This window comes from Mesorhizobium escarrei, assembly GCF_935825525.1.
GTDB lineage: Bacteria > Pseudomonadota > Alphaproteobacteria > Rhizobiales > Rhizobiaceae > Mesorhizobium > Mesorhizobium escarrei.
Genome location: NZ_CAKXZT010000119.1, coordinates 74,903 through 89,103, shown reverse-complemented (window position 1 = coordinate 89,103; position 14,201 = coordinate 74,903). Strand labels below are relative to the sequence as shown.

16 protein-coding genes are annotated in these 14,201 nt (G+C 61.3%); 9 read left to right on the top strand and 7 right to left on the bottom strand.

Annotated features, from left to right (window positions below; genetic code table 11):
• Nucleotides 1–44: 44 nt before the first annotated feature.
• The 3 genes from NMG80_RS11820 to NMG80_RS11810 form a co-directional block, all read right to left on the bottom strand.
• A complete protein-coding gene (locus tag NMG80_RS11820) occupies nucleotides 45–554 on the bottom strand; it encodes a flavin reductase family protein (protein WP_254018246.1) in 510 nt (169 codons plus the stop codon).
• A 659-nt stretch (nucleotides 555–1,213) separates the two neighbouring features.
• Nucleotides 1,214–1,765 carry a flavin reductase family protein gene (locus NMG80_RS11815; protein ID WP_254018245.1) on the bottom strand — a complete coding sequence of 184 codons (552 nt, stop codon included), beginning with the start codon at nucleotides 1,763–1,765 and terminating at the stop codon, nucleotides 1,214–1,216.
• A 107-nt stretch (nucleotides 1,766–1,872) separates the two neighbouring features.
• Nucleotides 1,873–2,490, bottom strand: coding sequence for a TetR/AcrR family transcriptional regulator (locus NMG80_RS11810; RefSeq protein ID WP_254018244.1), 618 nt, complete (start codon nucleotides 2,488–2,490; stop codon nucleotides 1,873–1,875).
• Between the two features lie 221 nt (nucleotides 2,491–2,711).
• Between NMG80_RS11810 and paoA the strand changes: the two genes are divergently transcribed.
• From paoA to NMG80_RS11765, 9 genes are all read left to right on the top strand, one after another.
• On the top strand, nucleotides 2,712–3,344 hold the full coding sequence (gene paoA, locus NMG80_RS11805) for an aldehyde dehydrogenase iron-sulfur subunit PaoA (RefSeq protein ID WP_254018243.1): 633 nt from the start codon (nucleotides 2,712–2,714) through the stop codon (nucleotides 3,342–3,344).
• The gene (locus tag NMG80_RS11800) at nucleotides 3,341–4,324 is read left to right on the top strand and encodes an FAD binding domain-containing protein (RefSeq protein WP_254018242.1); all 984 of its coding nucleotides are present in this window, start codon (nucleotides 3,341–3,343) and stop codon (nucleotides 4,322–4,324) included. The genes paoA and NMG80_RS11800 overlap by 4 nt, the downstream gene beginning before the upstream one ends.
• A complete protein-coding gene (locus NMG80_RS11795) occupies nucleotides 4,321–6,483 on the top strand; it encodes a xanthine dehydrogenase family protein molybdopterin-binding subunit (RefSeq protein WP_254018241.1) in 2,163 nt (720 codons plus the stop codon). The genes NMG80_RS11800 and NMG80_RS11795 overlap by 4 nt, the downstream gene beginning before the upstream one ends.
• The gene (locus NMG80_RS11790) at nucleotides 6,480–7,064 is read left to right on the top strand and encodes a carboxymuconolactone decarboxylase family protein (protein WP_254018240.1); all 585 of its coding nucleotides are present in this window, start codon (nucleotides 6,480–6,482) and stop codon (nucleotides 7,062–7,064) included. Before NMG80_RS11795 ends, NMG80_RS11790 begins: the two co-directional genes overlap by 4 nt.
• Nucleotides 6,961–7,845 (top strand): carboxymuconolactone decarboxylase family protein, encoded by an 885-nt coding sequence (locus tag NMG80_RS37040; protein ID WP_367185948.1) that lies wholly within the window; start codon nucleotides 6,961–6,963, stop codon nucleotides 7,843–7,845. The genes NMG80_RS11790 and NMG80_RS37040 overlap by 104 nt, the downstream gene beginning before the upstream one ends.
• The gene (locus tag NMG80_RS11780) at nucleotides 7,842–7,988 is read left to right on the top strand and encodes an Atu4866 domain-containing protein (protein ID WP_436798591.1); all 147 of its coding nucleotides are present in this window, start codon (nucleotides 7,842–7,844) and stop codon (nucleotides 7,986–7,988) included. The genes NMG80_RS37040 and NMG80_RS11780 overlap by 4 nt, the downstream gene beginning before the upstream one ends.
• 225 nt (nucleotides 7,989–8,213) lie before the next feature.
• A complete protein-coding gene (locus NMG80_RS11775; RefSeq protein ID WP_254018239.1) occupies nucleotides 8,214–8,534 on the top strand; it encodes a hypothetical protein in 321 nt (106 codons plus the stop codon).
• Nucleotides 8,518–9,087 (top strand): alpha/beta fold hydrolase, encoded by a 570-nt coding sequence (locus tag NMG80_RS11770; RefSeq protein WP_254018238.1) that lies wholly within the window; start codon nucleotides 8,518–8,520, stop codon nucleotides 9,085–9,087. The genes NMG80_RS11775 and NMG80_RS11770 overlap by 17 nt, the downstream gene beginning before the upstream one ends.
• A complete protein-coding gene (locus NMG80_RS11765; RefSeq protein WP_254018237.1) occupies nucleotides 9,032–9,799 on the top strand; it encodes an alpha/beta hydrolase in 768 nt (255 codons plus the stop codon). Before NMG80_RS11770 ends, NMG80_RS11765 begins: the two co-directional genes overlap by 56 nt.
• Before the next feature lie 116 nt (nucleotides 9,800–9,915).
• Here the strand turns inward: NMG80_RS11765 and NMG80_RS11760 are convergent, their stop codons facing one another.
• Genes NMG80_RS11760 through NMG80_RS11745 form a run of 4 tightly spaced genes read right to left on the bottom strand, consistent with a single transcriptional unit; the run spans nucleotide 9,916 to nucleotide 14,200 of the window.
• A complete protein-coding gene (locus tag NMG80_RS11760; protein WP_254018236.1) occupies nucleotides 9,916–10,974 on the bottom strand; it encodes an ABC transporter ATP-binding protein in 1,059 nt (352 codons plus the stop codon).
• A 44-nt stretch (nucleotides 10,975–11,018) separates the two neighbouring features.
• Entirely contained in the window at nucleotides 11,019–11,840 is an 822-nt protein-coding gene (locus NMG80_RS11755; protein WP_254018235.1) for a carbohydrate ABC transporter permease, read from the bottom strand.
• Nucleotides 11,841–12,863, bottom strand: coding sequence for a carbohydrate ABC transporter permease (locus NMG80_RS11750; RefSeq protein ID WP_254018234.1), 1,023 nt, complete (start codon nucleotides 12,861–12,863; stop codon nucleotides 11,841–11,843).
• Nucleotides 12,863–14,200, bottom strand: coding sequence for an ABC transporter substrate-binding protein (locus NMG80_RS11745; RefSeq protein WP_254018233.1), 1,338 nt, complete (start codon nucleotides 14,198–14,200; stop codon nucleotides 12,863–12,865). Before NMG80_RS11745 ends, NMG80_RS11750 begins: the two co-directional genes overlap by 1 nt.
• Nucleotide 14,201: the final 1 nt, after the last annotated feature.

Below are 14,201 nucleotides of genomic sequence, written 5' to 3'. Positions count from 1 at the left end.
CTCCTAAAATCCTCGGCGACTGCTGTCGACGTTGGCGAACAGTCCTATCCAGCCTTCTGCAGGACCATGGGTGAGGTCAGCGCATAGGCGCCGTTCTGGTAGATCAGGGGGTCGACATCGGAGGCGAATGCCACCCCTGAGACCCGCCCGATGATGATGTCGTGCGTGGCATAGGAGATCGCCTGATCCATTTCGCAGAACAGGTTCGCCTGGGCGCTTGCCAGGTACGGTATGCCGTCCCTTTCGGTCCACTCGCCGATATCGAAACGTCTCTCGGCTGGCCGTCCGCCGCTGAAGGAATTGGATATGTCGGCCTGCGAGGCTCGAAGCACATTGATGCAGTAATGCCCCTCTTCCTTGAGCGGCACGCTGATCGACGAATTGCGGTTGACGCAGGCGAGGATCGACATCGGAGCGAAGCTGAGCGGCGTGACCGATGTGACGGTGATGCCATATCGGCAGCCTTCATGCCTGCATGTGATCACGCTGACCGTGGATGCCACGCGCCGCATCGACTGACGGAAATGCTCGGTTCTCAGATCCTGCGAGAGCACTTTTCTTTCCTCGTTATCGGCTCAAAATTGCAGATTATCTACAATCCGTCAACGTCTTTTTGGGCGATTTGATCCATACCGCCGCCGGCCAAAAGGCGCCCCCAAAGAGAGCTCTCGGCCGCCTCGTCGCAGGAACGAAAATGGAAGAGAAGCAGAACTTTCGTGTGCAGTTTTTGCACACGAACTCCCATGACTACTTGATTTTGTTTATTTGTATGTCCCATCCATCATGGGACACAATCGAAATTGTTCTGTCTTGACCAGTTAGCTGTCCTATCCTGCTCTCCAAGAGATTAGTACAAAAACTATGCTAAGTATCTGAAATAGATAACAAATAGCCATTCGATGGTAGCGGTCCGTTTGAATTTGGCAATAAGTTTGCAGAGCCGCCGATCCGGAAGCCATCCTCTTGAGTTTTCTCGAGAGCAACCTATCGCACCGCTGCCGACGTCGCGGACTGGGATGCCGCCGCTCTCGAATGCTCAATCGGACAACCTCGGCGACCACGGCCCTGTAAATGCTCTCGCGCGCCGACGGTCGTATCGGCATGACTGTCCTATGACCATGACTGTCCTATGACTTTGAAAGCGACACTGGCCGCGAATGTGTACCGCGCACTTCCGGCCGGAACGCGTCACAAGCGCAAAGGTTCTTGGAGGTCAGGCAGGAAGATGCCGCCATTTGACCATCCGCTTGCGCAGGTCGACGACCTCGCCGTCTATGGTGAAGGACCCGTCTCCCCTGTGGTGCAGTGTCCGCCGCTCCTCCCGGTCGGGATCGGTCCAGATCCTGATCGCCTCCAGAAGGAAGAGGTTGTAGGTCTCGACCATGCTGTCGTCGGCAATTCGGCACTCGATATTGGCGAGGCATTCCCCGATAAGTGGCGGCGCCACGTCCCGGGCGGGCAGAGGTGACAGCCCGAATTTCTTAAATTTGTCGACCTGTTCGCCCGAGCAGTTGCCGATATCGACGACCGTGCGGGCAAGATCGACCGTTGGGATAGCGATCACGCATTCGCGGCTCTCGCGCAATGCTCCGTAGCTGCGGTCCCAGGGTCCGATGACGCATCCAATCAGCGGCGGCGCGTGCTGGACCATCATGTGGAAGCCCATCGTCATCACGTTCACTTTGCCGCTTAGAGCAGTCGTGACCAAGACGATGGGGCCAGGTTCGAGCAGTCGGTAGGCATGGGATGCAGGCATTTCCTTCATGGGAGTTCTCCTTGCGATGTGAGCAGCCCACGAGATCCTGAGCCGTGACGACGAGACAACCACCGCTGACGGCCAGCGCGCGATGTCGCTCCAGATCGACCGCCGGATCAGCGAGGCTTCAACTCCAGACCACCGAATACTGTCTCAATGACCGCCTCGATGTAAGCGTCGGGGATGTCAGAGTTGACGTACGGAACGAGGAGCCGGTGATAGATAGGGCCATATAGAGCATCGAGCACTACATCCGGATCCAAACCGGGTCTCAGTTCACCATTGGCTATGCCACGTCGCACGATTTCACGGGCGATCTGTCGCCGCGGTTCGACCCAACGCATCTTCACGGCCTCCAGCAGCCTGTCGTCGGTTTGCGCTCGCCCCAATAGCGGCCGCATGATCCTGCCCTGCTGACCGCGGTAAGCCCGTGAGAGCAATTTCATGGACGCTGCAAAACTCTCTCGCGCCGTTGCTTTTTCCTGGATCGGCGCCGCCTTCGTGACTTCGGTAAGAAACGCATCCATCACGATCGCCGAGACATTCGGCCATCGGCGATAGATGGTCGTCTTGGCCACACCGGTCCTTTCCGCGATGCCTTCAATCGTCAGCGCATCGAATCCTACCTCTTCGCCCAGCTCCAATGCGGCGCGGAGAATCGCCGCCGTAGCATCCGCGCCGCGCGGGCGCGGGGTGGCGACCTTCGCCGGTACTTTTGGATTATTCTTTTCCATCGATCCTTGCCGTAGTCCATGTGCCGAGGTCGCGGGCAGAGTTGTTGGCTTTCACAAAAACACGCGACTCGGCTTGACAAGTGTACGCTACGTATCGTAGTTTGCAAGTAGACGCTACGTATCGTATCTTTTTGCATGGATTCCATCCCGCAAGTCGGGACTCCGCAGATGCTGCTCACTGAAGCAGCCTGCCGGATGATCGCCCTGAACGGAGTAGTGCTATGGCTTCAGTTCATATGGAGACCAACGGTCGCGAGCAGCCGACTACGCGGGCCGCAGCGAGTTCACCAACCCTGGCTGGCGAAGAAATCCGGGGCACCTCGACCCCTAAACAAGAGGCCAACCGACATTCAGTTCAGCTGCGGGTCAATGGCCAACTTCATGCGGTCGACCTCGATCCCCGTACGACGCTGCTCGATGCGTTGCGCGAACACCTGCACCTTACGGGAAGCAAAAAGGGCTGCGACCAAGGCCAGTGTGGTGCCTGTACCGTCCTCGTCAACGGACGGCGCATCAACAGCTGCCTCACCCTCGCCGTCATGCACGAGGGCGACGCCATCACCACCGTTGAGGGACTGGGCACGCCCGATCGCATGCATCCGATGCAGGCCGCCTTCGTCGACCATGACGGCTTCCAGTGCGGCTATTGCACGCCGGGACAGATCTGTTCGGCGGTGGCGGTGTTGGACGAGATCTCCGCCGGCATTCCGAGCCATGTCACCGTCGATCTCGCTGCGCCGATTGCGCTGAGCGAAACGGAAATCCGTGAGCGCATGAGCGGCAACATTTGCCGCTGCGCCGCATACCCCAACATCATCGAGGCGATCCGCACGGTTGCAGGAGGACGGCCATGAAAGCCTTCACCTACGAACGCCCAGGCAGCGCGGCCGAGGCTGCAGCAGCAGCGGTGCGTACCCCCGGCGCAAAATTCATTGCCGGCGGCACCAATCTGCTGGACCTGATGAAATTGCAGATCGAGACGCCGACGCATCTTGTCGACGTCAATAACATCGGCCTCGATCGGATTGAGCCAACCGACCAGGGCGGCCTGCGCATTGGCGCGCTTGTCCGAAACACCGACCTTGCTGCCGATCCTCGGATCCGCAGGGATTACGGCGTGCTGTCCAGGGCGATTGTCTCGGGCGCCTCCGGTCAACTCCGCAACAAGGCGACAACTGCCGGCAATTTGTTGCAGCGAACACGGTGCCCCTATTTTTACGACACCGATATGCCATGCAACAAACGCGCGCCGGGTTCGGGCTGCGCTGCGATCGGTGGCCTCAACGCCAATCACGCCATTCTCGGTGCCAGCGAAGCGTGCATCGCGACCCATCCTTCAGATATGGCGGTCGCCATGCGGGCGCTGGATGCCAACGTTGAGACGGTTGCGCCGAGCGGAGCGTCGCGCAGCATCCCGATCGCCGATTTGCATCGCCTCCCCGGGAAGACCCCGCATGTCGAAACCATGCTGGAGCCGGGCGAACTGATCGCTGCAGTGACGCTGCCAAAGCCGCGCGGCGGCGTGCAGCTTTACCGCAAGGTTCGCGAGCGCGCTTCCTACGCGTTTGCCACTGTCTCGGTAGCGCTGATTGCAAAGATCGAGGAGGGCCGCGTCACGGTGGACCGGCTTGCCTTCGGGGGTCTCGCGCACAAGCCATGGCGTGTCGAACAGGCCGAGCGTGCCGTTGCCGGTAGTGACGCCGCAGCCGATTCGATCGCCGACATCGTGCTCGCCGGCGCCAGGCCAGCCGAACAGAACGCCTACAAGCTGCCACTCGTCCGACGGACGCTCTCGGCTACTCTTGAACACGCACGCGAAGGAGCATCCAGATGATCGGCGCCGGCATCAACCGCATCGACGGCCCGCTGAAAGTCACCGGACGCGCCGCGTACTCATATGAACGGCAGGACGCGGGCCAACCGTTCTACGGTTTCATCCGCGGCGCGGCGATCGGAAAGGGTAAGATCGCCGGCATCGACACCGCCGAAGCCGAAGCGGCACCCGGCGTGCGCCTGGTGCTGACCCATCGAAACGTTCCCAAACAGGGGGCATTCGTCAACAAGCCGACGATCTTCGACCGGCCGCATCCGCAACTGACCAGCGACCGGATCGAATATTTTGGGGAGCCGGTGGCGTTTGTCGTCGCGGACACCTTCGAACGAGCCCGCGCCGCTGCGGCTCTGGTGAAAGTGACCTACGCGCGTGAAGACGGCGCCTTCGATCTTGCCAATCATGCCGATCGGGCAGAGCCGCAGGCCACCCTCAGTATCGGGCTTCCCGGCGAGACGCGCTTCGGTGACCTCGAGGCAGCGATGTCGGCCGGGCCGGTGACTATCGACCAGACCTATACGACACCGTACCACTTCTCGCAGCCGATGGAGCCGCATGCCTGTCTCGCCGACTGGCGCGATGACCATCTCACCGTGTATCTGGCGACGCAGACCGTCGCGCAAAACCGGATCGCGCTCGCCGAAACGCTGGGGCTGGCGGCCGATCAGGTGACCGTCGATGCGGCCTTTGTCGGCGGCGGCTTTGGTTCCAAGCTCTATCTCCACGCCGAGGCTGTTCTCGCGGCGCTTGCCGCGCGCGAGCTGGCCCACCCGGTCAAGGTCGCCCTGACGCGCCGGCAGGTCTTCACCCTCACCGGCCACCGGCCAGAAATGATCCACCGCGTACGTTTGGCGGCGACATCAGACGGCCAGCTCACCGGCCTCGGGCACGACGTCAATCTTCAGGCGGCTGTGGCGGAACCGTGGATCGAACAGGCGGCGACGGTGGCTCGCTCGCTCTACGCAGCGCCGAACCGGCTGACCCGGCACTCAATCACCAATCTCGACCTCAAGGCCGCCGAAGCGGTGCGCGGCCCCGGCGAACTGCCGGGCCTGCTCGCCTTCGAAACCGCGATGGATGAGCTTGCCAATGCGCTTGATGTCGACCCCGTGGAATTGCGGCTCAAGAACGACACCGCGATCGATCCCGAGCTGGGCGTGCCGTTGAATGGACGACGTCTTGCCGATTGCCTGCGCGAGGGTGCCAAGCGCTTCGGCTGGGGCCAGCGGCCGAAGACGCCGGGTAGCCGTCGCGAGGGAGATCACCTAGTCGGCTACGGCATGGCGGTGGGAATCCGCATGCATTTTCAGGGAGCGACGGGCGCCGTGGTCCGCATAGACCCAGACGGCCGCGTGATCGTGCGCTCTGACACACCGGACATCGGCACCGGCACGTACACCATCGCCGGGCAGATCGCGGCGGAAGCCTTGGGGATCGGCGTGAACCGGGTAACAGTGCAACTGGCACATTCGGACTTTCCGCCGAGCGCCGGCGCCGGCGGCTCGTGGGGGGCGTCCAACCTGTCGATAGCCATCGACCTGGCCTGCCAGAAGATCAGGAACAAGATCGTCGAAGCCGCTGGTCCGGGGGCCGCTCCCAACGACATCCTCGCCGATGTCGGTCGCTGGTTTCCAGAAGGCGTTGAAGCCACCGGACAAACCATTGGCCAGGCCGACGATCCGAACTTCAAGAATTACTCCCAGAACACCTATGGCGCGGCGTTTGCAGAAGTCGCCGTCGACATCGCCACCGGCGAAGTCCGGTTGCGGCGTATGACCGGCGTGTTCGCGGCGGGCCGTATCATCAATGCCAAGACCGCGCGCTCACAGTTGATGGGCGGCATGATCTGGGGCGTCAGCTCGGCATTGCACGAGGCAGCCCATGTCGACCCGCGCCACGGCAATTGGGTGAACGGCGATCTCGCCGAATATCTGATGCCTGTGCACGCCGACATTCCGGCCATCGAGACCGTGCTGCTCGACGACTATGACGAACACGCCAACCATCTCGGCATCAAGGGCGTTGGCGAACTGGGCGTCTGCGGCACGGGAGCGGCGGTCAGCAACGCAGTGTTCAACGCCACCGGCATCCGGGTCCGGGACTTTCCGATCACCCTGTCCAAGCTGCTGTCGGGACTACCGCCGATGAGGACGGCGGCGTGACCACTCAGCGGTCGCAGCAACCAGAGGAGAAGCGCTACGCGCGGGGACTGCGGATCCTGCACCGGATCGGCGGCGAGGATTATGACGGTCCCATCAAGCGCCTGGCACAAACCTCGCCTGATCTGTCGCGCTTCACCGTCGAATACCCGTATGGCGACATCCTGTCACGTCCGGGTCTCGATCTGCCGTTACGGCAATTGTGCACCGTGGCTATGCTGATTACCGATGGCAGCGCGCAGCCGCAGCTCAAGTTTCACATCACGGGCTTCATAAACGCCGGCGGCGAGCCGCGCGTGCTTGTCGAACTATTATTCCTTGCGGTGGCGATCCTCGGTTTTCCCGCGGCGATCAACAGTGTCGGGCTGGTGCGCAAGGTGTTCCAGGAACAGGAAATCGCCTTCGAACCGCTGCCGCCCGCGACCGACGATGGCAGCGAGCGCGAGCGGCAGGGCAAAACTGCGCTGACGCAATTGATCGCTGGCGACTTGGGACAGTTATCTCAGAAGCTTCGGCGAGACCTCGCCCGAACTGGCGCGGCTTTGGGTTGCGTTTGCCTTCGGCGAAGCGCTGTCGCGCGATAGCCTCGACGTAAAAACCAAAAGCCTTGCCGTGATCGCTATGCTGGCAACCGCCGGCAATCGCACCGACGCCTTGCGTTTGCACCTTGCCGGCGCGCTGGCGCAGGGCGTCTCGAAGGCGCAGATTATCGAGCTGTTGATGCAGCTCAGCGTCTACCGCGGGTTCCCCTCGGCGCTGAACGCCTTCGCCGTCGCCAGCGAGGTCTTTGCGGCGGGAGCCGATCGCCAGACCCAGCCGCCGGCGCTGTCCAGGACGACTGAACACAGGGCGGCACGCCTTGCCCGGGGGCGCGCCACCCTGGCAACAACCTCTGGCGCCTCGGGCGACGCTGTCGTCAGCAGCTTCAACGACCTCGCGCCGGATCTCGGCCGCATGATCGTCGAGCATTCGTACGGCGAAGTGTTCTGCCGGGATGGTGTGGACATGAAGACCCGAGAGCTTTCGGCCTGCGCGGCACTGGCCGCGGTCGCAACCAAAACCACAGAGACACCGCTGCGCGTTCACATCAACGCCGCGCTCAATGTGGGAGCGCGTCCTCAGGAGATTATCGAGATTTTGCTCAACCTCGTCTGCTACAGCGGTTATCCCGCCGTACAGCGGGCGGTCCGCATCGCCGGTGAGGAATTCGCCAAGCGGGAGAGACCTGCGGAGCCGGAAGCTCGGCAATCGCCGGCAAGCCAATATCGGCTTGGTGATCGTTGCCGCATTGTTGGTCGCAGCACTTCGGCAGCCAAAGTCGTGCGACAGAACCAAACCGCAAATCAGAGAAAGCCTAAACGATGAAGCAGCATCCTGTTGTGGGCATGTGGGTCACCGCCGACGGCGACATCCGCCACAAATTGCTGCCGAACGGTCGCTATGAGGAGCAGCGCGGCAACCGGAAGAGCGCATATCAGGGCCGACGCTCAGTAGTAGGCCAACCGTGACAACTGCCCGGACGCCACTGTCGCCATGATCCTATACCCAAATGGGTCATGTGCGGCCCAAGGAACCACTCTATTATCGATGAGGGGTAGCTTGCTGCGAGCAAAATCGCACTTGGTATTGGTGGGGCAGGGGGAAACTACGATCATTCCTACGACCGCGCTGATGTCAAAGCTCAGTGGGTGGCGAGCGAATGCCTCAGGCCTTGCTTCATGCTGGAGGGCAACATGCGCGCCATCAATCTGGAACTCTTTAAGCTCGCGTCAGCTGTATTTCTATTTTGCGCGTGGAGCGGGGATATCCATGCGGGAGAGTTCAAGAAAACCAATTGTTGGTTCGAAATTCCGCGCGACCGTGGCATGACGTGCGGGGCGCTCAATGTCCCTGAAAACCGCAAAAAAGCTTCTGAGACTGAAATCACTCTATCGGTGGTGTCTTCGAGCCCGACCGCGAGCGGCACGAGCCCATTGTGTTTCTCACGGGCGGGCCTGGCCAGCCCACCGATATTGGCGACAGGGAAGACATCGAGGCATGGTGGCAGTTCATAAGCGATCAAAATTGGATGATCGGCCGCCGAGTGGTCGTGGTCGACCAACGAGGGATAGGAAAGTCAGTTCCCAGGCTCAGCTGTTCACGATACTTCAAGGCGATCATTGGAACGCCATTTCGCTAAGCGTCGATGCTGAGATCAGCTTTGACAAGCTCATGAGAGACGAGGTGGTCGCCTGCCGAGGCGCGCTGATAGCAAAGGGAATTGATCTTTCCGCCTACAACACCGCCGAAAATGCAGCCGATATCAACGACGTTCGGAAATCTCTTGGAATAGAGAAATGGGTACTCTACGGCGTCTCTTACGGCACCAGACTTGCCTTGGAAGTGATGAACGAGCATCCAGAGGGCATCTCAGCGAGCATTCTGGATTCCGTTCTTCCCCTTGATATCGACTACCCTCAAAGAAGATGGGCGAAATCTGGATCGTTCCTTGAAACTGCTGGAACGAGATTGCCAAAAGGCAAAAAACTGCATGCGCGGACTGGGAGACGCCGTGCGAGCGATCGTAAAGCAGCTGGACAAACAGCCGGTGCTTTTGCGGAGCGATGACAGAGAAAACGCTCCCACTCAGTATAGATATGTCTCCGGCGCGGACTTTCTTGAGCTTATATTCGGGTTGCTCTATGATCGTTACGCTATCGAAGACCTCCCAAAGCTAGTCGAGAAAACATACGAAAACGATTTCAGACCGCTTGCCAAGATGGTCTTTGAAGAAGACGATATCGAGATTGCCCAAGGCATGGATTTTTCGGTCACTTGCTCTGAGACCAACAGATCCGAGCTGCCTGACAAGCGCCTCGAATACTGGACGAAGTGGATCGGAGAGGCCGACTATACCTGGGTTTGCCCGCTTTGGTTTCCTCAGGGAATGACGGTTTCGCAAAAGCATCCCCGCCGCTTCGATATCCCGACCCTGCTGTTGTCGGGAGAATATGACCCGGCAACACCGACTCACTGGGCATATCGTGCGGCCAAAAGCCTTCCTTTTGGGCAAGTGGTCGTTCTTCGGGGAATCGGCCACGATGTGATCGATTCCGACCCTTGCGGATCGGAGGTTGTCGCCGATTTCCTGGCGAACCCCCGACGCAAGCTAAAGACCGGGTGCATTGAGCAGATGCAGCCTCCGCAGTTTACCGCCGCAGCCGAGGAGCAGCGGCAAGGGCCAGCAACGCAGCGGGCTGCGGCGATAAGGTCGCCAAAGCAGATGAGGTCGCCGTACCGGTTCAGGCACCGCTTTTCAACATCGCCCAAACAACACTAGTTCCGGCCCTGGCGGCCGGCACTGCCAAGCTGCATCACGATCGCAGGCGGCCCTGAGGGCGGCCCGACTCGCTGTTCAAACCTCGCGTGAGCGAACCCGCCGCGCAGGCCACACCATCACATACGCCGGCCGGTTTTCGCGTCGAACAGGTGGGCGCAGGCGCGGTCTGGCTCGATCCGTATCTGGGCGCCCTGCTTGAGCGGCAGCCGCTCGCGGAACAGGCAGGCAATTTCCTCGCCGGCGCAGTCGACCTTGGCGAAGATTTCCGAACCCGTGGCTTCCAGAAGCGTGACCGTGCCCGGCATGCCCTGGGCAGTTGCGCGGATGTGCTCGGGACGGATGCCGTAGACGAGTTCGCGTCCTGCAGCGTCGGTCGGGCGGGCGCCTTCCGGCAGCGGCAGGATCAGCCCGCCGGCGCTGCGGAACACGCCTTCCTCGATGCGCCCGGCAATAAAATTCATGGCGGGCGAGCCGATAAACCCGGCAACAAAGAGATTGGCCGGCTTGTCGTAGAGGTCGAGCGGCGCGCCGATCTGCTCGACCAGGCCATCATGCAGCACGACGATCTTGTCGGCCATCGTCATCGCTTCGATCTGGTCATGCGTGACGTAGATGGTGGTGGTGCCCAGCCGCTGGTGCAGCGCCTTGATCTCGCCGCGCATCTGGACGCGCAGCTTGGCGTCGAGATTGGAGAGCGGCTCGTCGAACAGGAAGACCTGCGGGTCGCGCACGATGGCGCGGCCCATGGCGACGCGCTGGCGTTGGCCGCCGGAGAGCTGACGCGGATAGCGCTCAAGCAGCTTTTCCAGGCCGAGTATGTTGGCGGCATTCCTGACGCGGCCAGCGGTATCGGCCGGATCGGCTTTCTTGATCTTGAGCGCAAAGCCCATATTGTCGGCCACCGTCATATGCGGATAGAGCGCATAGTTCTGGAACACCATGGCGATGTTGCGGTCTCGCGCCCGCAGATTGTTGACCATCCGCTCGCCGATGGTGATCTTGCCGCCGGAGATCGTTTCAAGTCCGGCGATCATGCGCAGCAGCGTCGACTTTCCGCATCCCGACGGGCCGACCAGGATGACGAACTCGCCGTCGGCGATGTCGACGCTGACGTCGTGAATGATCCTGGTGTCTCCGAAAGCCTTCTGGACGTTGTTGATGGTTACCGATGCCATTGGATTTCTCCGGGAGAAGAGTGATGTCGAGCTGGAATGCGGCGTCAGCCGCCCTTGACCGCGCCGGCGGTCAGTCCGGCGACGATCTGCTTTTGCGCGAACATGGTCAGGACCAGCACCGGCAGCGTCACCACCAGCGCCGCGGCGGCAAGCGGCCCCCAGCTCACCTGCTCATAGGAAAGCATGTTGTAGACGGCGACCGGCAATGTGCGCGTCTCGCGGCTGGCGAGCACCACGCCGAAGACGAAATTGTTCCACGAAAAGATGACCGACAGGATGAAGGCGACAACGATGCCCGGCCTGGCGATCGGCAGGGCGACCAGCCGAAACACCTGCCAGGAGCTGGCGCCGTCGATGTTGGCCGCCTCTTCCAGTTCCATCGGCGTGGTCTCGAAATAGCCGATCATCACCCAGACCACAATCGGCACCGTCACCACCAGGTGGATGATGATCTGCGGCCACAGCGTGCCGAGGATGCCGATCCATTGGAACAGCAGAAACAGCGGGATGAGATAGGACAGCCCCGGCGTCATGCGGGCGATCATGATGACGACCGCCGATTTTTCGGCCTTGAGCCGCGCTATGCCATAGCCGGCCGGTACGCCGATCAGCAGCGCAAGCACTGTCGCCGTGCCGGTCACCAGAACCGAATTCCAGAGATAGAGCAGGAAATTGTTCTCCTCGAACACTTTTACATAATTCGACCAGGCGAAACGTTCGGGGATCAGGATCGGCGGATAGGCGCCGTTGTCGATCTCGAATTTCAGCGAAAGCGAGATCATCCAGAGAAAGAAAAGAATCGCCGGCGAGACGATGACCAGAGCCGCGAAAAACAGGCCGATCTGGTTGAGCAATCGTGAGCTCATCTATTTGCCCTCCGCGTCGTTCCACTGCGAGCGCTGGCGCAGCATCAGGAGAATGAAGGACAGCGCCACGATGACGATGAAGAACACCACGGCCATGGCCGAGCCATAGCCGATGTCGTAGTAGGAGAAGGCGGTGTTGTAGAGATAGATGTTGATGGTTTCGGACGCCGTGCCCGGCCCGCCCTGGGTCATCGCATAGATGATGTCAAAACTCTTCAGCGCATCGATGGTGCGGATGATCAACGCAATCATCAGGAACGGCGCGATCATCGGCAAAGTGAGGTAGCGGAATTGCTGCCAGGCATTGGCGCCGTCGATCTCGGCGCTCTCGAACGGCTCGCGCGGCACCGAGGCCAGCCCGCCCAGCACGATCAGCATCACCAGCGGCGTCCACTGCCAGGTCTCGACCGCGACCAGCGAAGGGATGACCGTGTTGGCGTTGAATATCCATTCCTGCGCCGGGATGCCGACCAGCGACAGAAGGTAGTTGAGCACGCCGAGCTGGGGATGGAACATCATCGTCCAGACCAGCGCCACCGCAACGGGCGTGGCCATCATCGGCATGACAAAGACGCCGCGCAGCAGGCCGCGCAGCGGAAACCTGGCGTCGAAGATCAGGGCGGCGACAGTGCCCAGGAACATCGGCGCTGCCACCGACAGCGAGGTGTAGGTCAACGTATGAACAAGCGATTCCCAGAATCGCGGGTCGCTGGCCAGACGGAGATAATTTTCCATCCCGGCAAAGCTCCGCGACTGGCCGAGCGTCCAGCGGTTGACGCTCATCCAGAGCGTGAAAGCCCAGGGAAAGACGATCACGGCGCTAACGACGACGAGCGCCGGAACGACGAAGGGCCAGTAGTTGGGAGCCAGTCGGACCGACTGGCTCTCCTCGCTGGCTTGCGTCGTTACCTCGGTGCGGTCAGCCGTCACCCCGGTGCGATCCGTCGTCACCTCGGTGCGACCTGTCGTCACCTCGGTGCGGTCACCCGTCACCCCGGTGCGTTCTGGGGCAATGGCGGACATCAGCCCTGCTCGCTCCTGTCGAGAACCGGCTGGAACTGCGCGGTGGCCTTCTTCAGTTCTTCGGCAGGATCGGCGCCGGCAATCATGTTGGTCAACGCCACGCCGTAGATGTCGCGGAACTCGGTAACCGGGATGATCACCGGCAGCGCCAGCCTGCTGATATTGCCGGACTGAACCACTGCATCGAGCCAGCTTGCCGGCATGGTGACGCCTTCGCGCACCTTGGGATCTTCCAGCACCGACTTGCGGAATGGCACGCCGGCGCCGGCCTGGAGCAGGCGCGCGCCCATCGCCGGGGACACCGCCCACTGACAGAACAGATAGGCGGCCTCCTTCTTTTCGCTGGAGGCGGTCACGCCGAGGCCGTCGCCAAATGTCCCGGAGGCATGCGCCTTGGGCCCCTTGGGCATGACGCCATAGCCGACCTTGCCGACCACGCGCGACTTTTCGGGATTCTCCATCGGCGGGGCAAAACCGACGCCATCGAACCACATGCCGATCTTGCCCTGCAGGAAGGCCGACTGCGCTTCCGCCCAGTTGAAGCCGGTGACGCCCGGAGGCGCGGACTTGGTCATCAGCCTCTGGTAGAGGGCAGCGGCCTCGATCGCCTCGGGCGTTTCGGTGCGCAGCTTTCCCTTGTCGTCGAGCGGCGTCATGTCGTAGCCGAGCATCAGCGACGTCCACACCGGCGTGTTGGCATTCTTCAGGCCGCGGGCGACGAAACCGAAAGTGTTGGTCGATGGATCGGTCAGCGCTTCGGCGGCGGCCACCAGCTGGTCGAACGATTCAGGGTACTTTACGCCCTTGGCCTCGAACAGCTCCTTGTTCCAGTAGACGATCCAGTAGTCCACCGAGAAGGGCAGCGAACGCAGCACGCCCTGGTTGTCCTTGGCGAAAAGCATGCCGGCCTCGGCGAAATCGCTTTCGACCAGGCCGGGATCGGTCAGCGTCGGATCGGCGAGATAGCCGGCGATGTCGGCCAGCCAGCCACCCTTCTCGAACTGGCGCTTCTGCACGTGATAGCTCAGATGCACGACATCGAAGCTCGGCCTGCCGGAGCTGAGCTCGATCACCGTCTTCTGCCGCTGCTGCTGTTCCGGCGTCGCCTCGGCATTGACCTTGATGCCGGTCAGTTCCTCGAATTCGGCGATGTATTTCAGGATGGTGTCGCTGCGCGGGCTTTTCACCAGATTGACGTCGAGCGTGGTGCCGGCAAAGCGCTTCCAGTCGACACCGGCGGAAAAGCTCGGGCGAAGGCCGGCCAGGCCCGCGGCGGCGAGCGCCGTGGTTCCTGCAAGGACTTGCCTTCTCGTTGGCTTGAACGGATTGGACGACATT

Bases quoted from the DNA above. Each gene is read 5' to 3' on its own strand.
- NMG80_RS11815 (WP_254018245.1), bottom strand. From the start codon at position 1,765: ATGAAGGAAATGCCTGCATCCCATGCCTACCGACTGCTCGAACCTGGC.
- NMG80_RS11810 (WP_254018244.1), bottom strand. From the start codon at position 2,490: ATGGAAAAGAATAATCCAAAAGTACCGGCGAAGGTCGCCACCCCGCGC.
- paoA (WP_254018243.1), top strand. From the start codon at position 2,712: ATGGCTTCAGTTCATATGGAGACCAACGGTCGCGAGCAGCCGACTACG.
- NMG80_RS11800 (WP_254018242.1), top strand. From the start codon at position 3,341: ATGAAAGCCTTCACCTACGAACGCCCAGGCAGCGCGGCCGAGGCTGCA.
- NMG80_RS11795 (WP_254018241.1), top strand. From the start codon at position 4,321: ATGATCGGCGCCGGCATCAACCGCATCGACGGCCCGCTGAAAGTCACC.
- NMG80_RS11780 (WP_436798591.1), top strand. From the start codon at position 7,842: ATGAAGCAGCATCCTGTTGTGGGCATGTGGGTCACCGCCGACGGCGAC.
- NMG80_RS11775 (WP_254018239.1), top strand. From the start codon at position 8,214: ATGCGCGCCATCAATCTGGAACTCTTTAAGCTCGCGTCAGCTGTATTT.
- NMG80_RS11770 (WP_254018238.1), top strand. From the start codon at position 8,518: ATGGTGGCAGTTCATAAGCGATCAAAATTGGATGATCGGCCGCCGAGT.
- NMG80_RS11760 (WP_254018236.1), bottom strand. From the start codon at position 10,974: ATGGCATCGGTAACCATCAACAACGTCCAGAAGGCTTTCGGAGACACC.
- NMG80_RS11755 (WP_254018235.1), bottom strand. From the start codon at position 11,840: ATGAGCTCACGATTGCTCAACCAGATCGGCCTGTTTTTCGCGGCTCTG.
- NMG80_RS11750 (WP_254018234.1), bottom strand. From the start codon at position 12,863: ATGTCCGCCATTGCCCCAGAACGCACCGGGGTGACGGGTGACCGCACC.
- NMG80_RS11745 (WP_254018233.1), bottom strand. From the start codon at position 14,200: ATGTCGTCCAATCCGTTCAAGCCAACGAGAAGGCAAGTCCTTGCAGGA.